At 46.2% G+C, this 25,892-nt stretch carries 24 protein-coding genes and 1 other annotated feature; of the genes, 7 read left to right on the top strand and 17 right to left on the bottom strand.

What is annotated here, in order from left to right; translation table 11 throughout:
* Positions 1 to 397: 397 nt before the first annotated feature.
* A complete protein-coding gene (tyrS, locus tag FC61_RS09780) occupies positions 398 to 1,657 on the bottom strand; it encodes a tyrosine--tRNA ligase (protein ID WP_021742188.1) in 1,260 nt (419 codons plus the stop codon).
* A gap of 54 nt (positions 1,658 to 1,711) precedes the next feature.
* Positions 1,712 to 1,909 (bottom strand) — a binding site (T-box leader).
* A gap of 44 nt (positions 1,910 to 1,953) precedes the next feature.
* Positions 1,954 to 3,321, bottom strand: a complete 1,368-nt coding sequence (locus tag FC61_RS09770) for an Nramp family divalent metal transporter (protein ID WP_021742186.1) — start codon at positions 3,319 to 3,321, stop codon at positions 1,954 to 1,956.
* Positions 3,322 to 3,522: 201 nt separating this feature from the next.
* On the opposite strand from FC61_RS09770, the gene FC61_RS09765 reads away from it, so the two are divergent.
* A complete protein-coding gene (locus FC61_RS09765) occupies positions 3,523 to 3,753 on the top strand; it encodes a hypothetical protein (protein WP_035464819.1) in 231 nt (76 codons plus the stop codon).
* A gap of 56 nt (positions 3,754 to 3,809) precedes the next feature.
* Here FC61_RS09765 and FC61_RS09760 read toward each other — a convergent pair whose 3' ends face one another.
* The 6 genes from FC61_RS09760 to FC61_RS09735 all read right to left on the bottom strand — a co-directional run bounded on the left by FC61_RS09760 (position 3,810) and on the right by FC61_RS09735 (position 9,588).
* The gene (locus FC61_RS09760; protein ID WP_021742184.1) at positions 3,810 to 4,178 is read right to left on the bottom strand and encodes a MarR family winged helix-turn-helix transcriptional regulator; all 369 of its coding nucleotides are present in this window, start codon (positions 4,176 to 4,178) and stop codon (positions 3,810 to 3,812) included.
* Positions 4,179 to 4,238: 60 nt separating this feature from the next.
* Entirely contained in the window at positions 4,239 to 5,612 is a 1,374-nt protein-coding gene (locus FC61_RS09755) for a DUF2252 domain-containing protein (RefSeq protein ID WP_011667393.1), read from the bottom strand.
* 137 nt (positions 5,613 to 5,749) lie between these two features.
* Positions 5,750 to 7,234 carry a helix-turn-helix domain-containing protein gene (locus FC61_RS09750; protein WP_035464817.1) on the bottom strand — a complete coding sequence of 495 codons (1,485 nt, stop codon included), beginning with the start codon at positions 7,232 to 7,234 and terminating at the stop codon, positions 5,750 to 5,752.
* Between the two features lie 75 nt (positions 7,235 to 7,309).
* Positions 7,310 to 7,552, bottom strand: coding sequence for a hypothetical protein (locus FC61_RS09745; protein WP_011667207.1), 243 nt, complete (start codon positions 7,550 to 7,552; stop codon positions 7,310 to 7,312).
* 155 nt (positions 7,553 to 7,707) lie between these two features.
* Positions 7,708 to 9,111, bottom strand: coding sequence for a cytosine permease (locus tag FC61_RS09740; protein WP_021742182.1), 1,404 nt, complete (start codon positions 9,109 to 9,111; stop codon positions 7,708 to 7,710).
* Positions 9,112 to 9,147: 36 nt separating this feature from the next.
* Positions 9,148 to 9,588 (bottom strand): nucleoside 2-deoxyribosyltransferase, encoded by a 441-nt coding sequence (locus FC61_RS09735; protein ID WP_021742181.1) that lies wholly within the window; start codon positions 9,586 to 9,588, stop codon positions 9,148 to 9,150.
* Between the two features lie 348 nt (positions 9,589 to 9,936).
* Between FC61_RS09735 and FC61_RS09730 the strand changes: the two genes are divergently transcribed.
* Positions 9,937 to 10,416, top strand: a complete 480-nt coding sequence (locus FC61_RS09730; protein ID WP_021742180.1) for a PH domain-containing protein — start codon at positions 9,937 to 9,939, stop codon at positions 10,414 to 10,416.
* Positions 10,403 to 11,863: a PH domain-containing protein gene (locus tag FC61_RS09725; protein ID WP_021742179.1), complete on the top strand. Its 1,461-nt coding sequence runs from the start codon at positions 10,403 to 10,405 to the stop codon at positions 11,861 to 11,863. Before FC61_RS09730 ends, FC61_RS09725 begins: the two co-directional genes overlap by 14 nt.
* Before the next feature lie 131 nt (positions 11,864 to 11,994).
* Here the strand turns inward: FC61_RS09725 and FC61_RS09720 are convergent, their stop codons facing one another.
* The 3 genes from FC61_RS09720 to FC61_RS09710 form a co-directional block, all read right to left on the bottom strand.
* On the bottom strand, positions 11,995 to 13,602 hold the full coding sequence (locus FC61_RS09720; RefSeq protein WP_021742178.1) for a cation:proton antiporter: 1,608 nt from the start codon (positions 13,600 to 13,602) through the stop codon (positions 11,995 to 11,997).
* Between the two features lie 209 nt (positions 13,603 to 13,811).
* Entirely contained in the window at positions 13,812 to 14,951 is a 1,140-nt protein-coding gene (locus tag FC61_RS09715; protein WP_021742177.1) for a glycerate kinase family protein, read from the bottom strand.
* Positions 14,952 to 14,963: 12 nt separating this feature from the next.
* A complete protein-coding gene (locus FC61_RS09710) occupies positions 14,964 to 16,268 on the bottom strand; it encodes a GntP family permease (protein ID WP_021742176.1) in 1,305 nt (434 codons plus the stop codon).
* Positions 16,269 to 16,562: 294 nt separating this feature from the next.
* On the opposite strand from FC61_RS09710, the gene FC61_RS09705 reads away from it, so the two are divergent.
* On the top strand, positions 16,563 to 17,603 hold the full coding sequence (locus FC61_RS09705) for a CdaR family transcriptional regulator (RefSeq protein ID WP_021742174.1): 1,041 nt from the start codon (positions 16,563 to 16,565) through the stop codon (positions 17,601 to 17,603).
* A 125-nt stretch (positions 17,604 to 17,728) separates the two neighbouring features.
* On the opposite strand, the gene FC61_RS09700 is transcribed toward FC61_RS09705, so the two are convergent.
* The 5 genes from FC61_RS09700 to FC61_RS09680 all read right to left on the bottom strand — a co-directional run bounded on the left by FC61_RS09700 (position 17,729) and on the right by FC61_RS09680 (position 21,554).
* A complete protein-coding gene (locus tag FC61_RS09700) occupies positions 17,729 to 18,667 on the bottom strand; it encodes an ABC transporter permease (RefSeq protein WP_021742173.1) in 939 nt (312 codons plus the stop codon).
* A gap of 12 nt (positions 18,668 to 18,679) precedes the next feature.
* Positions 18,680 to 19,573, bottom strand: coding sequence for an ATP-binding cassette domain-containing protein (locus tag FC61_RS09695; protein ID WP_011667198.1), 894 nt, complete (start codon positions 19,571 to 19,573; stop codon positions 18,680 to 18,682).
* A complete protein-coding gene (locus FC61_RS09690) occupies positions 19,570 to 19,944 on the bottom strand; it encodes a GntR family transcriptional regulator (RefSeq protein ID WP_021742172.1) in 375 nt (124 codons plus the stop codon). Before FC61_RS09690 ends, FC61_RS09695 begins: the two co-directional genes overlap by 4 nt.
* A gap of 152 nt (positions 19,945 to 20,096) precedes the next feature.
* Entirely contained in the window at positions 20,097 to 20,816 is a 720-nt protein-coding gene (locus tag FC61_RS09685; RefSeq protein WP_021742171.1) for a DUF975 family protein, read from the bottom strand.
* A 24-nt stretch (positions 20,817 to 20,840) separates the two neighbouring features.
* Positions 20,841 to 21,554: a B3/B4 domain-containing protein gene (locus FC61_RS09680; protein ID WP_021742170.1), complete on the bottom strand. Its 714-nt coding sequence runs from the start codon at positions 21,552 to 21,554 to the stop codon at positions 20,841 to 20,843.
* A 181-nt stretch (positions 21,555 to 21,735) separates the two neighbouring features.
* Here FC61_RS09680 and FC61_RS09675 point away from each other — a divergent pair, with 181 nt between their 5' ends.
* Positions 21,736 to 23,457 carry an aryl-sulfate sulfotransferase gene (locus FC61_RS09675; protein WP_021742169.1) on the top strand — a complete coding sequence of 574 codons (1,722 nt, stop codon included), beginning with the start codon at positions 21,736 to 21,738 and terminating at the stop codon, positions 23,455 to 23,457.
* Between the two features lie 78 nt (positions 23,458 to 23,535).
* Here FC61_RS09675 and FC61_RS09670 read toward each other — a convergent pair whose 3' ends face one another.
* Positions 23,536 to 23,751, bottom strand: a complete 216-nt coding sequence (locus FC61_RS09670; protein ID WP_011667193.1) for a hypothetical protein — start codon at positions 23,749 to 23,751, stop codon at positions 23,536 to 23,538.
* A gap of 183 nt (positions 23,752 to 23,934) precedes the next feature.
* On the opposite strand from FC61_RS09670, the gene FC61_RS09665 reads away from it, so the two are divergent.
* Complete coding sequence (locus FC61_RS09665) at positions 23,935 to 24,876, top strand: nucleoside hydrolase (RefSeq protein ID WP_021742168.1); 942 nt, start codon at positions 23,935 to 23,937, stop codon at positions 24,874 to 24,876.
* 69 nt (positions 24,877 to 24,945) lie between these two features.
* Positions 24,946 to 25,875, top strand: coding sequence for a DMT family transporter (locus tag FC61_RS09660; RefSeq protein ID WP_021742167.1), 930 nt, complete (start codon positions 24,946 to 24,948; stop codon positions 25,873 to 25,875).
* The last annotated feature ends 17 nt before the right edge of the window (positions 25,876 to 25,892 follow it).

Here is a 25,892-nt window from a genome sequence, read left to right as displayed (position 1 = left end):
CAACTTAATCATCATATCATGTTGCTGATTTGATGTCAACAAGAAATTTGATTTAACAACGTTTCTCGTTGATTCGCTATCTCAATGCGACAGCTTAATTAATATATCATATCGTTGTCTTACTTGTCAACAACTAATTTCAATCTTTCGAATTGGTCTAGTTGGTTACTCGTCGTGACAACGTATATAACTATACCAAGTGAGCACCGACACGTCAACTAAAATATGAAAATAATTGCATCTTTTTTCAAAGACATATCATTTACCTGAAAGCCGTTGAATAGTTACCCGGAGGCCGTGTGTTCCCTGACTCTTAAATTATAACCGTTCGGTTTTACTTTTTCCAACAAAAAGCACGAACATTCGCAATGAACGTTCGTGCTTCCTAAAATCCTATTTAACCCACTACGCGAGCCAAGAAATACCGCTTCTTCCCGCGCCGAACAATGACAAACTTACCATCAAAAGCACTAGCCGGGTCAATTTCAGCATCCGTATCAGTTACCTTTTCGCCGTTAATCCGGATAGCACCATTGGTTAAATCTTCCCGTGCTTGACGCCGTGAAGATTCAATCTGGGTATCATCCACCAACCATTCCACAATATTCTTCTTGGCTGGACTAACCGTTACTGCTGGCATCTTCTTGAAGCCTTGTTCAATTTCGCTCGCCGTTAACGCCGCAACATCCCCGGAGAATAAGGCCTTCGTGATATGCTGGGCCTCCACCACGGCCTCTTTCCCATGAACGAACGCCGTAACTTCTTCAGCTAACCGAATTTGAGCTTCCCGTTTTTCTGGATGGGTAGCTACAGCATCTGCCAATTGTTTAATCTCATCTTGATCTAAGAACGTAAAGTACTTCAAGAACTTGATAACATCCCGATCATCCGTATTAATCCAGAATTGGTAGAATTCGTAAGGTGATGTCTTTTCGGGATCTAACCAAATATTACCGCCTTCCGACTTACCAAACTTCGTGCCATCAGCTTTCAACAATAATGGAATCGTTAACCCATAAGCCTTAGCATCCGCACCCTTTTGCTTATGGATCAAATCAATTCCGGCCGTGATATTTCCCCATTGATCGGCACCCCCAATTTGGAGTTGTACATCTTCTGCTTCATATAGATGTAGAAAATCAATGGATTGCAGAATTTGGTACGTGAATTCAGTGTAAGAAATCCCAACTTCCAATCGAGAGGCCACGACTTCTTTGTTTAACATGTTATTGACGTTAAAGAGCTTCCCATAATCACGAAGAAAATCTAATAAGGAAACTTTAGACAGCCAGTCGTAGTTGTTAACAATCTTAAAGGAACCGTCTTGACCAAAGAGATGTTCCATTTGCTTCGTCAAGCACGCTTCATTATGATGCACCTGATCCATTGTTTGTAAAACCCGTTCGGCCTTCTTACCAGAAGGGTCCCCAATTGACCCAGTTGCCCCACCGATTAAAATATGTGGCCGGTGTCCTGCTAGCTGGAATCGTTTCAAAATCATGAAAGGAATCAAGTGTCCAATATGCATAGAATCTCCCGTAGGATCAATTCCTGCATAGAGCCCCACTGACTTCTCATCGACCAATTCGGCCAACCCAGCTTCATCAGTCTGCTGATTAATCGCACCTCGCCACTTTAACTCATCAATAATTGACATACGCTCGTCCTCCTAATTATTTCTCCAATAAAAAAGTCCCCAATGGTTAAAACCATCAGGGACGAATTGAAATCCGCGTTACCACCCAAGTTGTTGTCGATTGACAACCGCTCGTCATTGTTAACGGAATGACCCGCCGATACCTCGGCCGCTCCACAGGGTAATTCATGGTCACGGACGTTTTGACTCCCAGCACCGTCAAATCTCTCAACCGGAGCCGCCACCACTACTGAACTGCTTCTTTGCTTATGCACTCGATGATACCGGGGTCCTGTGTAAAAGTCAATACACCATTATCAAAAGAGCGTCGTCATCGTCGCCCAAACAATCTGAATATTTAATACCGTCAAGATAGCCGTACAGCCCCAAGCCAACGTGGTTACCCACCACCGATTAACCCACCGAGCACCCATAATCCGCTTTGATGATGTGAAAATCGTCAATGGAATCATTGAAAACGGCAACGCAATGGACAGGAAAACCTGTGAGTTGACCAACAGCCGATCTAGCGCCTGCTCACTACCACCATACAAGATGGTCACAATAATGACGGGGGCGACAGAAATCAACCGGGTCACTAGGCGCCGAACCCAAATGGGTAATCGCATATTGATAAACCCTTCCATGATTACCTGTCCCGTCAAGGTTCCCGTAATCGTTGAATTCTGCCCAGAGGCAAGTAAAGCAACTGCAAAGAGCGTCGATAATACGGGTGAGGCCACTGCTCCCGCCAGTCGATTGTCTTGCAGCGCATCATAGAGCTGGCCAAATGTTCCCAGTGCACCAGCATCTTTGCCGAAAAACATCGCCGCTCCTAACAATAGAAGTAAACAATTGATAATAAAAGCACCAAATAGCTGAATATTCGAATCCCACGCTGTGAATTTAACTGCCCGGGCCATTTCGGCTGGGTCCTGCCGATCAAACTTTCGCGTCTGCGCAATAGATGAGTGCAGGTATAAATTGTGCGGCATAACTGTTGCCCCAACAATTCCCAATGCCATCGTCAACTGTCCCGGCCGCATAATCTCTGCTTGCGGCACAAAGCTCGCTACTGCTTGCCCCATATTAGGTTGGGCGATGACGACCTCATATGCGAAGACCACCAGAATTACCAAAATCAAGCACAGGACAATCGCTTCAATCTTTCGAAAGCCTAATTTGGTTAATAACAATAGTAATAAAACATCTAAAACCGTTAGCGATACCCCTAAAATCAGGGGGACACCAAACAAAAGTTTTAAGGCAATCGCTCCCCCAATAACCTCAGCGATATCCGTTGCCATAATGGCCAACTCCGTCATGACCCATAGCACCGCGCCAATCCGCTTCCCCGTATGCGCCCGGGTTGCTTGGGCCAAATCCATCTGCGTCACAATGCCCAGTTTAGCCGCCATGTATTGTAGCAGCATCGCAATTAAACTCGACATTAAGATCACGGACATAAGTAAGTAACCATATTGGGCGCCACCACCAATCGACGTCACCCAATTCCCCGGATCCATATAACCAACGGCGACGAGGGCCCCCGGCCCCGAAAAAGCTAATAAGTTACGAACGAACCCTTTCTCCTTAGGAACCCGTACTGACCCATTAATCTCCGCCAATGACGGTCCGTTTGTCAAGTCGCCTTGTACCGACTTTGCTGAAACGTTGTCTGTCATTCTTTCAATTCCCCTATCTCCTCAGTATGTCACTATTATACTGACTCATCAGCGTTTGTAAAGCTATTTTTAGCCGCGTCTAACTTTTATTTTATATTACCCGATAAAATAATAATGCTAAAATTCGATTTTTCCTTGTATTTTCATACCATTTGCAAGATAATATCAGCTAGTCTATTTTTTACAGAAAGTGAGAGGTTCATGACCCATACCAAATTTTTTATGGAGACACTTGCTCCTTTGTTTATCGCCGTGCTTGTCATTGCCGGCCTTGCTGCCATTGTTAGTGGTCAACTCACATTAACGGTCATTGGCCTAGCCAGTCTGGGTGCAGGGGGCCTATTCATGTGTTTACTGGCCGGTCTCTTAGCCGATGGCTGGTACCATCGGCAATCAGTCCGTTCATTGAAAAAACGTGAAAGTCATTCTTAAAAGGACCCACTAAAAAATCTCATCACTTGGGGTAACCCCCTGGTGATGAGATTTTTTTAGTGCGTCGTCCGTTGTAAATCGGTCAGAAGAACCGATAACGCCGACGGTAATTGTTGTTCAATCGTTGCGAGTAATGTTCGTCCAGTCGTCGTTAATTCCAAGTAGCGACGGCGCCGATCATCTGGCGCCAATTGCTGTTTCAAATACCCCTGTCGACACAGATCAACAACTAAATTGGACGTTCTAGTAGCCGAAAATCCTAACCGTTTAGCCACTTGGGCAACCGACAAATGGTCACTAGCCACATACCCCAACAATTGGCATTGTGGCAAGTTAACGGTCAAGTTATCTAACGGATGATTATAGCACCGAGTTATCGCCCCGTAGAGCTGCATGATTTGCTGAATCTGTTCCTGTCCAGACATGTCCGTTCACCTCACCGATATGTATTCGGTTTCATTGTAGCACGAACCCGCCCAAGATGGCTAAGGTTGCTTCGTAGGTAGGCGATAGGCCACAAAGCTTTCGTAGTCCGTCTGCACCTGTTGTGCGTAAGCACTGGCAAAAGCTGCTAGTTGTTCATCAAACTGTTTACCGCCACCGATATAGCCCCGGATCATGGCTGCTGTAGGACTCTGACAATGGGCAATCGCTAGTGTCCAGGCGCAGGTATTCGCGTAGGTCTGCAACTGGCCCCAATCTAGCTGCGTTAAATCGATAGATTCTTTCATGTCACGGAACTGCCGAACATAGAAGCTGTGTTGATTCCCCGCAAAGTAGCCGAGAAACGAGTCAGACGCTGACTGCAAAATCTTTTGGCAATCGACAATCCGTTGGCCTTCTGTCTGTTCTTGAGCCACCGTTAATTGCGCCAGTGTCTGACTGCCTTGTTGTCGAGTTGGCAGGGCTTCTTTAATTTGTAGCACCAAATGAGAGCCATCGATGCTGGTCAATAAGACCAAATAACACCGTGAACCAAAGCTTCCCACCCCAACACTGTGCCGGACGACATCCGTCAAATGGTATTGCGATAATAACAAATTCACATCCGGTCGTACCGTTTGCCGGTAAGCCGCAAAATAAGTTGCGATATGGGTCGTCACATCGTCGGTCACATGCGTGGTTTTTGGTGCATTTTCGCGGAAGCACAAGTTACCTCGGCTATCCAAAGTAGTAAACTTTCGGACGACCTGCTCGGAGTCACGTTTGCTGGCCCGATTGATAATTGTCATCAGCAGTTGTGAATCGGCATCCGTCAATGCGCTAGCCTGAATGAGTTTTTCAACGTCATTTAAGGGATAAAAGCGCGCTAGCGTGGTTTGCGTGAACATTTGCTTCATACTCTTTCGATAACTAGCGGCAACCGTCGGCAAAAACTGTTTAATCTTCTTTTCTTTAATTCCATTGGCCTGAGCCGCCAGTAAAACACTAACTAGTAATCGTTTGAGATCCCACTCCCACGGATTGATGCCGGCTTCATCAAAATCATTTAAATCGAATAGCAAGCGTCGTTCTGGTGACGCATAAAAACCAAAATTACCGATATGGGCATCCCCACAAACAAATGTCTCAATCGTAGAATTGGGCTGCTGCCGGAGATCGGCTTCCATTAACTCCGCAGTTCCGCGAAAAAAAGCAAAAGGTGAGGCAGCCATTCGCCGCGTACGTTCTGGTAACAATTCTGGAATCAGCAACCGGCGAATCCGATCCATCAGTTGATTACTATCCCGATCAAGTGGCTGGTACTGACCCAATTGTGAGAACGGAACTCGTTCACGCGCGTCCTTACCCAAAGATCGCAGCTCCGCGATTGTCTTATTCACTTGTACCCGCCCGGTATTAAATGCTGTTGGCGTCATCTCACTACCTCCCAATCATTTTTGTCCTTATTCTACCGCACTTTTACTTGTGAGACATCACTAAATAAGATTAAGCATGCACCATTGATAATGAAAAAGGATACCCAGAATCACTTCGATTCCAGCGTATCCTAACTTTACGATTCCAAATGTGTTCCCCGATTATTAAAGTCTAGGGCAAACAAGGACAGATCATGATGGCGTAACGTACGTAACAATCGATCGAAGTTCTCGCCATAATCCAGTTCCTTGATCCAATGAAACGTCTCTAGGTGATGGCGCTGAGCAAATGACACAGCAGTTTCATCCACCCCATAAATAACCAAGTAATTCGCCCGTTGTTGATCAACAATCGTTGTTTGCTCCGTTAGCAGACTGACGTGAACCACCCCGCTCAGTAACCGATTAAAAATGTCAGTGGTCACGCCGTACATATCATGTGATACTAAAATTTCCACTTTAGCGGCCGTTAGCGACAACCCGTTCGTATACTTGCTCAGATATTTTTGAATCAATCGTTGATCGGCCACCCCCACTTGCTGTGGATATAAGCTTCCCATGCTGGTAATAATGGCTGTACCAGCGGCCGTTGATTCCGGCGTTGGCCGGTACAACGCGGTAATTTCAGCCCGCATGAACGGATCGACTTTAAAGAGCAACATAAATTGGCACAAGGCAAATAACCAATTGGCAAACCAATCGTGTCCCGTCGCAAAATCTGCCAGTTCAACTACTCCGGGGGCTAATTCATAAGCCGGTGTGGTTCGCTGGCGAAGTCCGCGATATAAACGGGCCATCGCATCCGGCTGTAATGCCCGCACAAAATACGGGGAAGTCGTCAACAAGTAATCTAAGGTCGCCAGCTCAGCCAAGGCTTGTTGTGGCGTGTCCCCCAATTGTTGCTGAAATTGCGTCGCTAATTGGCGTAAATCCGTTAAATGAGCCAACGGTAAGCGTAAGGCCGGATAACGATAGCCTTGAGATAAGCGCAATAATGCCAACGTAATCAACAAATCCCGGCGATATTTTAGCCCGGATGATTCCTGATAGAGCTTGGAAGTCGTATAGGTTGTCATTAGCGCATCGTGCAACGGTCGCATTTTATCTGGTAAGCCTGGCAATTCACTTATCGGCGTTAACGTCGTGGTATAGAGCATGAAATACAACAATTGAATCAACGTCTCATTGCCCGTTAGCCGTAAGGGTGTAGCGACCAATTGTAAATTATATTGCGTGAGCTGTTGCTTCATTGGTCGTAACCGTCGATTAAGTGTTGACAAGCTCACCTGATGAGCAGCACAAAAAGCCGCGGTTGAGGTATACTCTGCCGTCAGACTCGCCGCCATGACCAGATACGGTAGACTGTGCTGATATAACCAATGCCGATACTCATCTAATGTGACAGTCGTCTCTAGCGCATCCTTTGTCAGGGTCGTCGCCGCATCCAATTGCTGCAATTCTGTCCGTAAATTCAACAGGCTGTGATAGGCCCGTGAATAACTGATCTCAGCTGACGTGGCAAAATCAGTTAAATTAAAGTGTCCCTGTTGGTCTTCGATATAGGTTAGCAGTCGTAACCGCAAAACCTCCTTAGTCGTCAGCATAGCAAAATCAATCTTCACAATGCTCTCCCCCATCGTGGTTAACCAGCAGCACCTCATTTGTACACGCAAATACGTCGTGCCACCGACCGAATGTTAATCAATACTTGTGATCGTTAAACTCTGTTCATCTAATTTTGCCAAAGTTTCTTTTAAAATAATTCGGGGATCATCGTAGCGAACCTGTGGTAACGCACTACTGATGAAGTTCCCGGTTAACTTGCCGGTGATGACTTCTGGCGCAATGTGAATCTCCTGTCCGTCACTGATCGATAGCGTCACACTTTGCCCAGCCGTCAGCCGTTCTACTAATGGTAAAATTGGCATTTCTTGCATCATTTCAGCCACCCCTTCTCATTATCTGTTGTTACATATTCTACCACGGCTCCCCTTAATTTGGGCATTCAGCCACTCGGATATCCCGGCCTTTTATAGGTAGATTAATTAAAAACGCCTCCAGTCGCAAAGGTTAACTGGAGGCGTTACTTTTATCATTATTTAGCTGTAACCGGTTGTGCTTTGGTAAGCCGCATCCCACATCCGTAAATGGCGGCCGTGATAGCCATGGCGATGAATGTGGCCCCCGTGGTGGTTGCAATCGCTGGTACTTGTTTTAACCCCCAGTATGCAGCAACCCCTAAGAGCCAACTGGCTACGGCAATCCAATTGATGCCGTGGGTATACCAGTACGCTCCCTGCACCTTCGTTAATTCTGCGAGGCGATAGTGTTTTCCTTTTAAGAAGAAATAATCCACTAAGAAAATCGCAATTTCTGGCCCTAAGAACATCCCAATCCCGTCGAGAAAAGTCTCAAAGACATCTAAGAAACTGGCCAAATAAACGGGAATAAAGGTTACCAGTGTGGCAGCAATTGTTACCAACCACAAACTAACATTCAGCGACAACCGATGCGTCATATTGGTGAGTGCTGAGCCGGCAGACATCAGATTGACGGCGTTGGCCGTCGTACTCGTCAACACGATGACCAGTAAGGCAATGATCCCTAAGCCTAGTTTAGCGGCCACGGTGCTCGGATCAGAGTTATTAGGGTCAAAATGGTTCAGGGAAACTGCCGTGCCAATTGTCGCAAATAGACCAATAAAGGCAAACCAGAAGAGTCCTAAGTTAGCGCCCAAAAAGGAGGCTGTCGTTGCCGCTGATTTTTTGGCCGTAAAGCGGCTAAAATCAGAAGCTGCTGTCACCCATGCTAGATTGAAAGCCGCTAAAGTATCCGCCGCGACTCCTGATGACATTCGCAAATGATGGGGCGGTTGCCAGGTTAAGATTGCATGAAATGAGACGGTCCGAAAAACCACGACAGATTCCCATAGAACAAACACGACAACCAAAACAATCCCAATTCGTTCAATCAAGCGAACAGACCGTTCCCCCAAAGAAATGCTCAGTAAATGCAAAGCACTCATAATGAGAATCCCCACAATCAGGCCAAACGTCCCGCCTGGTTTACCGTACAATGGCCAGCCAAACAGTTCACCAAAGATATAGCTAATCGAGGTGGCTGCAATAAAGGTGTTCACCGCAGCCCAGCCGATAAATTGGACGACATTGATCAGCGATGGGATAAAGCTTCCCCGTAAACCAAATGAGGCCCGCGTGAGTGCCATCGCCGGAACCCCCGTTTGGTAACCCATATAACTGGCAACTGCCAATAGCGCATACGAGACCAGCCCCACAATAATCAACGTTGTCGACGCCGTGAGAAATCCACAAGCCGCGATAACGCCGCCAATGTACCACGTCCCATTGTTCGCGTTGGCCCCAATCCAAGTGGCAAACAAATCCCAATTGGACATTCGTCGATGGGCCAACGGGATTGATTCAACATGCCCAAACGATTGTGTTTCTTCGGTTGCAGCTACCTTAACTTCTTGTGCCATCGGCCCTCACCTTTCACTTTTATGCCTAGTATCTAATTACAGAATTTCTCCAACGAACTCACCGACTGGCAGAGTTTTAAAATCATACGTCTCAAAATCCTTGACCTGCTTGGTGTACCAGTGCAAGCTTTCCGTAATCATCAGGTTAACGGCTTCATCCTTTTCTTGTAAAGCTAGAATTGGCTTGTGACTCATCGTTGCCACCCCTAATTCGTATGCCGTACCGGAATCTAGGTTCTTAGCTTCAAAGTCCAGTACCGTCACAATAACATCGGCTGCTGCAATTTGATCCATATCGCGATGGAAGATTTCTGTGGCCCACGGCTTAGTGAACTGTTCGTGTTCGGCATCCTGATGTAAGCGTGGTGAATAAAAATCAGTTACTGTTGGATTAGCGCTCAACGCCGCTTCTAACCGCTTGACGCGATCGACCTGTTCGGGACTAAAAAACGGACTTGCTACGTAAATCTGTGCCATGTAAAAAATTCCTCCATGTTTCTAATTTCAACCGACGGCCATAAAAAAAGCGGCCAAATTCCGCAAGGATTTAGGCCGCTAGCTTCATTTCATCAATGAATTCTACCGGACCCTTGTTAGCCTCACGGGACTAATTTAAAAGGACTATGTGGTTGTTGCAGATTATTATACGGGGTCTTAAAAAATCCGTCAATTGCGGTTATCAGTTTGGCTAGTAAGTTTACCGTTTGACGTCTTAGCGGGCCTGGTTTTAAGTTTTTTTATTTTGAACCGCTAAGCCAAAGATGGGTTGTCAGTTCTCCCGCTCACCTGTAGACTAAGACTATTCGGAGAGGGGCTTACTAATTTATGAACCAATCGACTGCACACCATCTACCACCACGAATCAAACGAATCTGGGGCTACAGTGCCCTCGGCAACTTATTAGTTTTACTGGTCATCAGCGGTCTCCTTTGGCTGGCTTATCACTTTTGGAATTGGCCCCTGTGGCTAAGCATCGGTGGCTTAATGCTCACTTTGCTTGAACCGGGGATTGAGCTCGGACTGATTCCCTATCGCTATCGCTTCACACGGTATCAAATCTCAGATTTAGCCGTTGATATGCAAGCCGGTTTTATTTTTCAAGAACGAATTGCCATTCCAATCGCACGGGTTCAAAACGTCACACTATCGGCTGGACCGTTGTTACAGTGGCAGCATCTTACTAAAGTGACGGTTGCCACTGCATCCACCAGTCACAGTATTGATGGGCTAGAACTAGCGGATGCTGAGCGCCTTCGTGAACAAATCATGCGTTTGGCCCAGGAGGCACGCCATGACCAAGCCTAAACACACCCATCCATTAGGCGTCCTGCAACAAATTGCTCAGGCACTAAAGGATTATTGGTACCTGCTGGTCATCTTACTTACCGCACGGCTTGGCCATCTTGGATTTACCATTAGCCTGATACTATTAATTCTGGTCTTTTGTGGCTGGCCCATTTTGCGTTGGGCCACCTTAACCTATCAAATCACACCAACAGCCATTATCATTCATTCCGGTATTTTGGTGCGGCACCATGAACATATTCCTTATTCCCGGATTCAGACCGTCCAGCGTAAACAGTGGTTTTACTTGCGACCATTCCAGTTAGAGGAACTATTGATTGAAACTGCTAGTCACGAAGACCATACGCCCGAAGCACGCCTAGCTGCCGTTCCAACGACCGCGGCCCATTTAATTGCCCGCTATCGCCAAACTAAACCCACAACTACTACCGGATCAGCTGCGGTCATCCCCGACCAGACCACCGTCGCGACAGACACCGTCCAAGCTTACTATCGTATTAACCCACAAGACCTCGTTAAATTTGGGCTAACCTCTATGATTTTTGTGCCCTTCTTGTTGGTCTTACTCGGCCTATATAACAAACTACCAAAATCTATGACAACAGCGCTAGTCACTGATGCCACCCACTTAGCCCGAGTTCTGTTGGTGAGCGCCATTGTCGCTCTCATTGTGATTGCTTGGCTCGGTGCCTTCATTTGGACATTACAACGGTACTATCACTTCGAACTCACGCGTCAGGCCGATCAATTAGAAACGGCGCGAGGATTCTTTCAACGCAACACCGTCAGTGCTCCACTCAACCGTATTCAAGCGGTCCGGTTTAAACAAAATCTATTGCGTCAATGGCTACACCTTCAGACCGTTCAGGTTCTGATTGCTTCTAAGGCTGCTGGTGATGAAGATGACAACGATCTCGTGATCATGCCAGTTATTCAAGCCGATCAAGCCATGGCCACCTTACATCCCTTTATCACGTGGCTTCCTACCACGTTGCCTTCCTTAACGGCTTTGACCGTCCCTCGCAGACGCTATCAAATCCGAAATGCCCTGCTAATTGTCGCAATACCGCTTGGTTTATTGAGCTATTGGTTGCCAACTTGGGCATGGATTAGCTTGCCCATCTTATTGCTGGCGGCACTACAGGGGTACTTTTCAGCAACTAATACGGCAGGCGGTCTCATTACCTCAGATTTATTAGCGGTGCAGACCGGCCACTGGTGGACGCGTGACCGTTACTTTATCCCAGTCACCAAAATCCAGTCCCTGCATTTACGACAATCCATTTGGATGAAACGCACCCACCTCGCCCACCTAACCATTAACGTTCGGCATGGTAATCATAATCAAGAGATTCAATTACGTTATCTAAAGCTGTCAGCAGCCAAACATCTGTATGCGTGGTATTTACAGTCAACTCTGCAACGGCCCGATAACCCCCGTCATTAGCAAAGAAAGACACCTATCTTAAAAGGCACCGAACTGACTAATGCCAGTTCAGTGCCTTTTGTTCGCAGTCATTTCTAAATGAGATTCACGTCTAAATAATCGATACCTCACAACCTGACTCGATCTATTATCTATTGGCGAAAACTATAATCCAACACCATCATCTCAGCCGTATCAACCTCTCGATAGAGACTGTTGAATAACCGGGTTGAAATCACTTTTTGGTTAAAATATAAATCAATCAGATAATTCCGTTCCGAATGAAACACCCATTGGTAAGCGGTGGTTAGCTGATCCATCTGGGCCGCACTATATTCGGCATGCCGAATCATCCGTTGCCATTCACCGATAAACTGTTTGACCGTTGTCTGACCGTTTTGGGATCTCAAATCAAAAATAATTGCCTTTTGAAATTCCTCAGAGAGGTCGTCCATTCGCAGAATCCGCTGGATACCAATTTGAATCATCTCGGCCCGTACCTTAGCGATTTTACGGTCAAAAGCCGGATCTGTAGGTGTCTTAGGCAGAATAAACTTAAACAAAATCGTTGGCACAATCATACTCAAAATAATCAAAACACTTTCCGACATTAATACTAAATTAAAGTCCTGTGTTTTAACCTGCGTAGCGGCCACCGTAAAAGCTAAAGCAAATGTAACGGCACCATGAATACCGCCCAAAGCAAAAATCCACGCTGACCGGTTATCACGATGCTGAACCCAATGACTATATAAATACCGTACCAGCAGATTGGCAACATAGAGGATGACACCCAACTCCACCCAAACCAAGCTGCCGTGGTAAGTCACGGATTTATCAAACGCCGTGCGAACTAACATGATTCCGAGAACAACGAAGACCACACTGTTAAGGACATCGCTAATAAGATCACGGAGACTAAAGTTATCGTAAGCCAGCTTGGGATTAGCTAACGCACTGCGTTCTCCTTCGGCATTATGGACTAATCCGGCGAAGACAACCGCGATAATCCCCGAGACATTGAGGCGTTCAGCAACAAAATAAATGAGATATGGCGTTAATAAATACATGACTTTAAGGGGCGTCCCGTTGTTATACGTATTATTCAAAAAGTTCAGTCGCGACCGCAACATACGTTGTCGAATATAGATCAGGATCGCACTGATGACACTTCCCCAAATAATTCCCCCTAAGGCAGAGTACCCAAAATCCACTAGGGTTTGACCGTAATTAATATACCCATTAACGTACCAGAGAATCGCCATATTCAAGAGAATAATCCCGGAAGCGTCGTTAAATAGTGATTCCAGCTTAAGCGACAACGCTTCACGTTCTGGTAACACCAATCCCATTGTTACCGACTCCGTGGCCGTTGCATCAGTTGGCGTACTAATGGCCGCTAGGATAAACGCCAATGGTAGTCCCAGCGTTCCCATCCAGGCCGCCCCAAATCCTGCAACCACCGCACATAGAACGACCATCACAATCGTCAGACTGATAATCTGACGAAAATTACGCCCGACACGATTCATTCTGGTACTCTGCCCCTCAAAAAACAGTAAAGGGGCCACAATTAAACCAATAAATATGTCCGAATCAAATTTAGTGACTAATCCATTTAACACTGGAATTGCCGCCAACAAGCCACCCAATAACATGCTGACATAGTTAACCGATACCCGGGATAAGAATTGCCGATTAATGACAATACTCAGGGTTGCAACCACAATTAGCGTTGCGCTTGACGCTAAAAGTTCCATTATCTTCACTCCTCTAAATGGTCACCATCAAAACTGGTTGACAGTACCATCGTTTCTTATTTTTATCATACTGCGTTGCCCGCCTTAACGCTACCCAACCAAGACCCCTGCAATAAATTTCCGATCAAACCAACCAAAAAGCCTAACCGCAACACCGTGTGGTTAGGCTTCTATCCGTTTAAAATTGACGTGTGTGCCTTGAGATCAGGCTAATCATGTACTGACAACAACCGGGCAATATTTTCTGCCGTACGCGTTAAATTCTCTGCACCAGTCGCCATTGCCGTCGTTAACGGTACCACTCCGGGTAAGATACCAAAAACTGCGTCAATCCCTAAACCATACAGTTGGTCAATTCCCGTTCCAACATTGCCGGCTAGTCCAATGACTTTAGCCTGTGGACTGACAGCCTTAACAGCTTGGGCAGTTCCCATAGGCGTCTTCCCATACTGGGTTTGGAAATCAATTGCCCCTTCACCGGTGAACACATAGTCGGCCTGAACCGCCCGTTCTTTTAAGTGGGTTTCGCGAACGACAATCTCAATGCCCTTTTCCATCGACGATTGCGTAAAAGCTAGAAGTCCAGCGCCCAGACCCCCAGCGGCTCCGGCACCCGGATAATCGGCTAAATCTACGCCCAGAGTTTCTTGAATAATCGTCGCATAGTGTTGTAAATTCCGGTCCAATGTCGCAACCATTTCTGGTGTGGCACCCTTCTGTGGACCAAAAACAGCAGCTGACCCCTGTGGTCCGACCAACGGATTGGTCACATCCGAGGCAATCCGCACATGTACCTGCTTAACCAATGGATCAACTTGAGACATATCGATCGTCGCAAGTTCGGCTAATCCACCACCGCCACGTTGAATGGGCTGTCCCTGTTGATTCAAGAAGCGAACCCCTAAAGCTTCCGCCATCCCTTGCCCGCCATCGGTTGTGGCACTACCACCAATCCCAATAATCAATTCCTTAGCACCATGCGTTATCGCATCCAACATCAATTGCCCTGTTCCATAGGTTGTTGTTATCAAAGGATTTTTCGTCTGGTCATTGATGAACTGGATACCGCTGGCGGCTGCCATTTCAATCACAGCCGTTTGATGATCGCCCAACAACCCATAGGTTGCCGTCACGGGTTGACCTAACGGGTTGAGCACGACCGCTTGGCGAAAGTCACCCTGCGTGGCGTCAACTAATGATTGCACCGTTCCCTCACCACCATCGGCCATTGGCACAAGTTCATAAGTCGCATTAGGGAAGACTCGCCGCAAGCCTGTGGCAATTGCTTGAGCCGCCTCCTGTGCCGTTAAACTTCCTTTAAATGAATCTGGCGCAATAACAAATTTCATGATAGATCTCCTTTACAGTACAGCATACATGAGGACCCCGACAACGGTCATGGTTAACCCAACCATGGTTTCATACGGAACAGACTGCATCCGCTCCTTTAACGTCATGTTCATGGCATTGGCAGTTACGTGAAAATAATTTCCTTGGGGCAGGTGATCAATAACGGTTGCCCCCGTATGCACCATAACCGCTGCGGCTAAGGGCGCGGTTCCAAAGGCCAAAATAGCTTTGCCGAATGACCCAGTAGCTAAAATAACCCCAGTAGAGGTTGAAGCCGTTGCTGCCGCCATTAGAATTCCGGCAATCGGTGCTAAGAAAGTTCCTGAAATTCCTGAAATCTTGATTAAATAGACAATAACACTTGGCAAGGTGGAAGTCGTGATTAAGCCCCCAATGGCACCAGCCCCAATCAGAATCAAAACTACGTCTGTCATTCGGGCCATCCCAGCCTTCGTATAAGCTAAGACCTGCTTACCTTGGTGCATGGCTAACATACCCACCAATCCAGCTAATGGCAGAATATACATCGCGTCCACTTCAAACTTCTCAAGTAAAGCAATGTGAAGAATATGACCAATTGGGTTCAGTAGCAGTAAGACAATCGCCAGCACTGGTGCCACAATTGCTGCTTTTAATGACGGTAATACGGACACATCACTGGCTGCTTGTTGTTTTTGATTAGCCGCAACATCAGCCATGGTGGCAATCGCACCATGATGCCGCAATAATGTGGCTAGTAATACGCTCGCGATCAAACCAAATATCGCCGGTACAAAGTCAGCAACCATGAGTTGACTAAGCTCTATATTGAAGCCGTGAGCCGCCGCAATCGTATTGGGATTCGGCGAAATAATATTGCCTGCCTTGCCCCCACCAGATAAAGCCACTAATAAGGCTAATTTTGAAATTCGCATCCGACTGCCTACCTCCAGTGCAATTGGCGCTACGATCAGTACGGCTACGGGAATAAACACCCCCACGGCTGTAATAATCATCGTCGCCAACGCTAACGAGAGAATTGCTAAACTCTCACCAAATCGATCGACGATTCCCCGAGCTATTGCATTAGCTGCGCCAGACTCCATCATAACACCAGCAAAAACACCGGCCGCTAGCACCCGAATCACTGTTCCCATAACACTCTGCGACCCAGCAACCACGATGTTAACGGTCTGTGTCAAGTTAGCACCACCAATTAACGCCCCAACAATCGTTCCCAATAATAGCGCATAAACCGGATTAAGTTTTTTGAGAATTAAACCAATGGCTAATGCTAACCCCAACAATGCCCCAATCCAACTTACAGATACTGCCATCGTACGACACTCCTTACTTTTTTATCAATTATCTCGCTAGACGTAAACCAGTCGCTTTTCTAGCTCACAATTTAGTCACTTACCGAACTAATTATTTGTTACTAATTGAGCAATGTAACTATGTCTTTAACTTTAATCGACTTTTCAAATTGGTACAATCGGCAATCTGCCCAAAAATTAGCGCTATTTTTTGGAAAATTCTCCCTGTATTTTTTCGGTCAAACGCTTATGATAATAATTGATCAAAGATTTTCTCTTTTTACGCTACCATTTTGAACAAAGGACCGGTGCCCGATGAAACTAGACCCTAAACTCGCGCAAGATATTGTGAATAAAATGATGACGCAGATCCCCTATAACGTCAATATGATGGACGACCAAGGCTATATCATTGCTAGTGGTGACCCCCAGCGGTTAAATACCTTGCATGTCGGCGCCGTGGCGGCCATTAATCAACAAACAACATTACCGATGCACGATTCTTACGGCGATCACGGCCAACCTGGTGTGAATATGCCAATTGTTTTTAACGACCAAATTATTGGCGTTATTGGTATCACTGGTGACCCTGAAAAAGTCACGCCGTTAGCCTCTCTGCTACGGGTAGCCACCGAGCTATTGCTCGATCAAAATCAGCACAACCTTCAGAAAAAGCAATACGAAACAACGTTGAATCGATTCCTATATCACTGGTCACAGGTCACCCAGCAGATTGACACGAATACAAACTTGTTACTGGAAGCGCAACAGTTGGGAATTGATATCCTCAAACCCCGTACAGCCATTGTCTTACCCAAACAGACTTTACCCATTGGACTATTGGATGCGACCGATTTTCAGTTCGACCTTGATACGACTACTTTAATTGTCTTAACAGCCTTACCGGCAACCATTGCGCGATTCACGGCCTATTGCCAAACGGGACAGCACCGATTGGGCATTGGCTTATTTGATCGTAACGTTGGTAACTCTGTGCGACAGGCCCGACAGACCTTACGCATCAGCCAAATCTTTCAGCGCCCTGATTTTATTCACTACTCGCAAATCGCCTTCATTCAAGCATTACTAGATGGTCATCTGCACGTTACCGACCTACAACAACGCTTTCAGAAGTTAGCCAGTACCGCAAATGGCCGCGAATTAATTAAGACTTTAGGCATGTTCGTCCGACTCAACACCAACGTCTTGCAAACGGCCGCGGCCTTACATATCCATCGTAATACCTTGAGCTATCGCCTTGACCGATTGCAGCAGATCTTTCAGTTGGACCCCCACCAAACACTCGACCTTTTCACCCTATATGTTGGTTACCTATACTTCAAAGCTGATAAATAAGACCACAAAAAAGCTGCTGGATGTTTTTCATCCAACAGCTTTTCAATACAGATGAATCATCCCCCAACGATTCATCCAACTACCCCAAGTGTTTCTTCTACCCGATAACCATCAAACTTGACTCTTTAGCCATCATGCCGTGCGCGCCACTGATGCAACCGTTCCCCGATACGTGGACGCCACAACCAGGCATATCCAAAGATAACCGTGATTAAAAAGGTCACAACATCTGCCATCCAACTCGTGTCGCCCCACGAAAATATTCCGGTCACATAAATCACAAAGACAAGATACACCGGTCGTTTCAACCGGGGCACCATGAGATATTCTCCATTGTGTTCCAATGACAGGTGTTGATAAAGTACTGCTCCCCATACAAATAAAATAATCGCCGCAATCAGCCAAACACCAATTACTAACCAAGTTAATTGACTACCTGATAAGGAAAATGGTCGGTTAGTTAAGATTGGTTGGCTAATCGCTCCTACACTCATAAGTGACAAGGTAAAGCCGGTAACCGTCACGATCAACGCCCCGGTTTGCCCAATAATTAACGCCGCAAACCAACAAATCGCAAACAACCCCGTTGCCACAGCCAGTCCACTAATCCATGAGGTTAGTAATCCCGGCCAAGCTAGTGTAAAGCTAACACCGTGAGGCTTCATTAACCAATACAAGCTGTACTGCACGGCAATCGTAACGATTGAAATTCCTAATAGGACGACTAAAGATTGGCGGAGCTTTGTCCAATAAACCCGCTGACGTGAAAAACCACTGGTAAATAGGAACTGGTTAAAGTTATCCTTCAAGTCCTGATTCATTAGCAGCAATCCCGCTAACCAATAAACGAAGATTAGCCAGTAGGAATAAGCTGTAAAGTAGTCACCCTTATAGGTTGCCCAATGATGAATACTTGCGCCTACTAATTGATGGGCGCCGGCAGTTTGTCGTGAACTTAGAGCAATGATCACCATCACGACATTAGCAAAAAGTGCCAATGCGCCTAATGCCAAGAATAATCGTCGATGACGGCGCCAAATCAATCGATCCAATTGATTATGCATCTGCTAACCCTCCTATTTCATTAACTGATAACCCGTGTCGTGGGCTAAATTAGCCCGGAACAGGTCTTCCAATGTCAACGGTAATTCCTCTAACAAGACCGGATTCAATGCCCGTAATTGCTGGTCTATCTCTGGTGTGTAATGAGTAATGACCACCACTAATACCCGACCAGACACACGGATAAGTTGACTATGTTCTTTGAGCACCGCCGGAATCGTTTTGTCATTGAAAACCAATTGTAATTTTTTAGCCGTCTCGCGAATCTCTTCCAAATGGTAATCTTGAACTAATCGACTGTCCTTTAACAAAAGTACGCGATCACTTAAGCCATCTAGTTCATTTAGATCATGCGATGAAATCAAAAAGCCCTTTTGTTGGTCAGCGACCTCATCGATCACCATCGTGGCAATATTTTCTCTGACAATTACATCTAGGCCATCAAAGGGTTCATCCAAAATAATATACGTCGCATTTGAGGTTAATGCCAAGATGAGGTTAACCAACGCACGCATACCTTTAGACAACCGTCGGTATTGGCTGTTCCGATCCAATTCGAATTGAACCAGTAAGTCTTGATAACGTTGTTGATCGAACTGGGCATAAACCAGCCGGAAAAATTCGGGAATTTCCCACAATCGATAATTACTTAAAAAATTATATTGCCCATCTAAGAAGAACAACTGCCGCTGCTGTAGTGGGTGTCGAGTCGTGCTCTGTCCATCAATCAGTACCTGCCCTTGCTCCGCAACGTATTGATTGGTTAGTGTTCGAAATAAGGTGGTCTTACCCACACCATTACGCCCGACCAGACCGATGATCTCACCCGGCGCCCAATCAAAACTGATGTCTTCAATAATCTGTTGGTGGTTGATGGCCTTACTGAGTGCCTTTACTTGTAGCGTCATTGTTCTACCCCCTGATAAGCCTCTTTAATCCATTTAACAACTTCGTCCAACGGAACGCCTAAATAACGAAGCTCCGTTAGTAATGTGAATAGCTGCTTTTTGGTAGCCACAACTTGTGCCGAATCTCCAGCAGCCACGGCCGTTTCTCGGACGTAGGTTCCTTTACCGTGAACCGTTGTGATCACCTGTTGTGCTTCTAATTGCTTATATGCTTTGCTCACAGTATTGGGATTCAATTGTTCTTGTCGCGCCATATCGCGCACCGAGGGTAGCCGATCACCCGGTTGTAAAATCCCCTGAACAATTTGCTGTTTGACGTGCAAAATCAATTGCTCGTAATATGGTAATCCAGACTGATCATTGACTTGCATGTGTGTTCACCCCTTGGTGTTTGGCTACGTGTTCTATCTGTACTATTATACCTAGTACACTCGATTTGACAACCCCCTTTCGGATTTTTTTGGTCCAGTCCAATCAATTTTAAGTAAAAAAAGACTGAGCCTAGGCCCAGTCCACTGTTAGTTTAACGATCATCGTCAGTCGATGCTGCCGACTGTGTTTCAGTTTGTCGCCAACCCAATTGGTTATAAAACTTCGCTCGTGCTAAATCATAGTACGGCAGAACAAACAGTCCCGCTAGGCCAAATGTTACAACTACCAGCAGGCCCCAAAGCAGAAAGCTCAAGTCCATAATAAACAAGAAACTCTTGTAGCCGTTCATCATTTCCCGAGATTGAGTAATTGCTTGTAATGCCGTCATTGATTCACCACGGTCATAAGCATCGCGGTAAATGTAAAAGGCCTGTGAGTAAGAATACGCCTTAATGATTCCGGGCACTACTAGTAAAAGGGACCAGAGGAACGTCAGAATCGCAACCAAAATACTAATAAATAGCCAACCTAAGAAATATTGGCCCTTGTCAAACAGCGTAAAGCTCCGCTGAATGGGATTGTCCATTTGCGTGCTTCCCCGGTCAATATCAATCATAGTTAGCTGCGATCCAGCCCGCAGCATAGCCGCCACGATCATAAATAATCCCGCAAATGAGAAGAGGCCGCTCAACGAAAAACCAGCGCTCCCCGCATTGATCTGCGAAATAATATTCATATTACGGGTATACATGGTATCGCCAATCCACCATAGTGCCATCCATAGAATAGATAATAAGACATAAAATTTATAGTTATCTAAAATCTGCCGTTTGGCACCGGCCTTTAGATCAATTCGATCTTGTGATGTCATCTTTATTCCCCCTCAAATAATCAGCTAATCCTTAAACGCCACACTAGGCTGATCATGGGTCACGACGTGTAACGTTGTGCTTATCCCCAAATAATCGTGCAGCCGGGTTTGTAAAGCAGCGGTTGCCGCCACATGGTCAGCGTGGCGTTGTGGATTAACATTCTCCATATAGAATAACAGATTCTGCGTGGCTTCGGTAGCCTCAACTCTGGCACTATCCCGCCAAGCCCAGCATCGAGAGATGACATCATAAGCATCGCGGTAGATGACTTCTCCTGACAGAGCCGTCTCCACGTCGTCCTCCCCGATGGGACGAAAACGTTCCCCACCCTGAGCAACCGTCAAATGGATATCGCCTTTGATTTGATCCATATCTTCAGCAGCCACTGGAAAGGCCCACTCAAGCGAGACCGAGTTATAAACATCCACGACTGGATTAATGGTGCCAACCCCTTTGCCATTTTTGGCCCGTTTCAACAGATTCTCGACCGCACAGCGCGCACCCTTTTTGGTTTTAAACTGTTGGAAAGCCTGTCGCCAGTCCTGGACAACTGTGTTTTGACTAATCGGATCATTCGGCACCCACTTAGTTGCGGCAACGTGATTGGCCGTCGTCAGCAAATCTGTGGGAACTTGCCCCTTAGCATGATTATCAATGTCTTGGGCTGTCAAAAAGGCAATTTCAACCTCTGGAAACAGTTGCCAAAATGCTTCGTCTACGATAAAACTTTGTGTCATTGGTTAACCCTCCCTAAAGCTAAGCTTTTTACCCTTTTAGTATACAATTTTTCAGATCAAAGACCCACTCTCGACTGTCACTTCTCGCCTACGACTTGTTACCTATCAAAATACTTGCTAAACTAAGCAGGAATCTATCAACGAATACCAGCATTAATTATTTAAAGGAGTTATCCATAACATGAAAAAGTTTTGGAAAATCAGTCTAGGCGTCTTGCTTATTCTGATCATTGTTGGTGGTGCTGCAGCTTATCATGAGCGTCACAAGATTCGCCGCTATCTACTCGTTCACCAGCAGTATCAAAAGACAGATATTTTACGTTTATCTCAAATCAAACTAAATTTACGACCGGCTCTATCGACTAAAAATACAACGGCAACTAATCACCTAACCACGACCTACCGGCGCGAGCTTCACCAGCTCCCAACCGGACCGCAGCACGCCAAAGTGATTGTTAATCCTTACCAAACGTCTCCCCTGTCTGGGTTAATCTTGGTTAAAACCGCCGCCAAAACTCGGGTCACCTTGACCGTCCATGGTGACCGACCAGCGACGACCATCACCAAAAAGCTATCCGGCTACAAAACAGCCCATTCGGTGGGGGTCTTAGGCCTATATGCCAATCGAACCAACCGTGTCACGCTGACCTTTACCCAAAAAGACGGGCAAACCTCGCGTACCACCTACCGATTAAAAACCGGGCACATACCGAAGGGCATTGGTAAAAATACGCTAAAAACCAGTAACCCTCAACAAATGGCTTTGGGAACCGGCCATACTAAATTAACCTTTGCCGTGTCCAGCCAGGGCTACACGTATGGACTAGATGCACGGGGAAAGATCCGATGGTACAGTACCAATAAAATTTCCCACATTTTTAAGCAGCTCAGCAATCACCACTTGTTAATTCTCACCAAAATTTCACCCGATGAGCATAAGTACAACGCCCTGCGAGAAACCGACTTTTACGGTCGTGTCTACCGGCAATATAACTTCAGTGGTCTCTTCCCCACTCGTAAAGAACCGTATAAATTAGCGACTAACACCGTCATTCATCACGATGCCATTGAATTGCCCAATCATAACCTCTTGCTAACCGTCGATGATGGTAGTAATAAGTACGTTGAAGATACCATGATTGAAATTAATTATAAGACCGGCAAGATTGTCAAAGTAATTGATTTCAAGCGCATTCTCCCCCGTTCAGCTTACACCACGTATACTGGCACCCATCGTCCTGACGGAAAAATTGACTGGTTCCACCAGAATTCAATGGTTTATGATAAAAAACGGGGTGAACTCATCGTTTCTGGACGCAATCAGGATATGATTTTCGCTATCAACTACAAGACCACCAAATTACAATGGATTCTGGCTGCACCACAAAAATTACCGGCATCCTATCAACACTACTTGTTGAATCCTCAAAGTAAACAGTTCCGTTATAGTGGCGGTCAACACGCCGTCAACCTGATTCATCAATCACAACATCAGGGCGCTACAATTAAACTGGAGTACTACGATAACAATGTCCCTGTTACCCGCGGAAAAACCAAGCAATCTAAGCAATGGTCAGCAGGGGAAATTGTCACGATTAACCAACTCCATAAGACCGTTAAAAAGACGTGGAGCTTTGGCAAAACGCTCGGCAAACGGAACTTTACGAATATTGTCGGGAGTAGCTACGCTGTGGGCAAAGGCAATACGCTCATTGGCTTTGGCTATGCTGACAATGGCAAGCGTAGTGAATTTGTTGAAGTCAATCGCCAAACCAACCAGATTGTCTTCGATGTCGATCGGACCAAGTTCGCCCACGGTGATTGGTCATACCGCGCACAACGCATGAATTTATACCCCGAAAGTGCTACCGTTTCACTTGCCACCATCACCACATCAAACTAAAAGACGTGTATCACCGGAGCTTTACGACAGTCCCGATGATACACGTTTTATAATCCAACAAGCAATGGCTATTGTTCGTTAATTACTACTGCTATTTTGTTTAGGCATCCCACTCGGTTTTCCTGATGGTTGCCCCTTCATATTTTTGGGGCCATTTTTCATCTGTGTCGTTTGGGCCGACTTTGCTTGTTGTTGTCCCAACATATAGCCGGTCCCACCGCCACCGACAAACAGAATGATTCCGGCTAGTAGCAGCACTAGCCAGCGTTTGGGTTCTTTACGGGCTGGTTGCATAGATCCGTCATCCTCTCTATTGATTCCTATTAATCAACTTAGAACCCAGTATACACGCGCTTCCTTAACCCTAACTAAATCCGTCATCGACTTTACTTGCAAACTATTGATGCTTTTGCTATTATGTGAACTATAATATGATATTAAAACAATAATGTTCGTAAATAAAGGGAGCGATTTCAGATGCGTAACGTGTATTTTAATCATGACGGAAGTGTCGACGATTTAGTATCACTACTACTGCTGTTACAAATGCCAGATGTCCATTTAACTGGCGTTGGTGTGGTTGGCGCCGATTCCTATCTAGAGCCAGCCCTAGCAGCTACCCGTAAAGTCATCGATCGTTTCGGTCACGATACTCACCTAGAGGTCGCCGCCTCTGACTCTCGCGGCGTTCACCCATTCCCGAAAGAATGGCGGCTAGATGCCTTTAGCTTAGATGCCCTGCCGATTCTAAATGAGTCGGGAACCGTTGTTACGCCCGTTGCGCCCAAGCCGGCACATTTAGATCTCGTTGACAAACTCCAGACTACCTCGGAGAAAACTACTTTGGTCATGACAGGCCCTTTAACTGATCTCGCACGAGCCTTGCAGGCAGACCCGTCAATTACGGCCAAAATTGAACAACTATACTGGATGGGTGGTACCTTTGATGGTCGTGGCAATGTTGCCGAACCTGAACAAGACGGGACTACTGAGTGGAATGCTTATTGGGACCCGCAGGCCGTTAAGACCGTCTGGGATAGTGACCTCACTATCCAAATGGTTGGACTTGAAAGTACTCGTCAAGTCCCATTGACCCCGGCCATTCGCCAGCACTGGGCAACATTACGCCAGCATCCTGCAATTGACTTTATTGGCCAAGGTTATGCCTTGGTGCCCGCTCTACAACACTTTGAGACGAACTCTACTTACTTCTTATGGGATGTGCTAACGACTGTTGCCAGCGAGTTTCCCGAAATCGTCACAACTAAACGCGTCACCAGTGATGTTTTAACTGAAGGCCCTGGTCGTGGGCGAACATTTGAAACACCGACTGGTCGGCCCGTAACCTTAGTGACTACTGTGGATCATGATGCCTTCTTTAAACGAATTGACACATTAGCTTTGCATGCCGATAAATAGGTTATACTGAAAGGGAGCCGGTATTTCCAACCGCCGACCTTTTATTTTTACTCAGAGGAGGATTTTCTTATGCTTCCCGTAACCATCGGTATTATTATTGGTGGCATCATCTCTTGCCAGACCGCCATTAATTCACGTTTGCGGGCCTTTATTGGCTCGCCCTATCAGGCTTCATTTGTCTCATTCACCATTGGAACGCTCTTTCTCGCCTTGGTAACCCTCGCCTCACATCAATCGCTTGGTGTCTCGTCCCAGCTACTAGCTCAAGAGCCATGGTGGTTGTGGATCGGTGGGTTCCTTGGCGTCATCTTCTTAACGACCAACATCCTCCTCTTTCCCCATATTGGCGCCGTGCAAACTGCCATTATGCCAATTTTAGGTCAAGTCTTAATGGGACTCCTAATTGATACGTTTGGTTGGCTAACGGCTACCCAACAATCTCTCACACCAGCCCGGTTCATCGGGGTCATTCTAGTGTTGATTGGTATCCTAGTGACTGTTGCCTTACCAGATATCTTACAACATCAAACTACCACGACGACCAGTGGCAATCCCTGGCCATGGCGATTGTTAGGAATTGTCGGTGGTGCCTTAGGTGCTGTGCAAACGACGATTAACGGCCATTTAGGTGTCGTTTTACATTCGGCAGTTCACGCATCATTCATCTCGTTTTTAATTGGTGCTATGACATTATTGGTGATTGTCTTCGTCGTTGATCGCAATCTCAGTCATATTGCCAATGCCATCGGTCACGGAAAACCGTGGTGGATTTGGCTAGGTGGTTTATTGGGCGGTATCTTTGTTTTAGGTAACACTTACCTGGCACCGATTCTCGGCACCGGCCAAACAGTAGTGTTTGCTTTACTCGGGCAGTTAACTGGTGGCCTATTGATTGACCAATTTGGGTTACTTGGAGCTAAGCGAAATCCTACGATGCCAGTTCAGTTTCTAGGCCTATTGTGTTTAGTAGGTGGCGTTATTCTCATTCGTTTATTTTAAGAATAAAAAGAGTGACT

Origin of the sequence: Levilactobacillus brevis ATCC 14869 = DSM 20054 (genome assembly GCF_001433855.1) — a bacterium.
Classification (GTDB): domain Bacteria; phylum Bacillota; class Bacilli; order Lactobacillales; family Lactobacillaceae; genus Levilactobacillus; species Levilactobacillus brevis.
The sequence above is the reverse complement of the archived record's forward strand: the minus strand, read 5'-3'. Positions and strand labels throughout refer to the sequence as shown.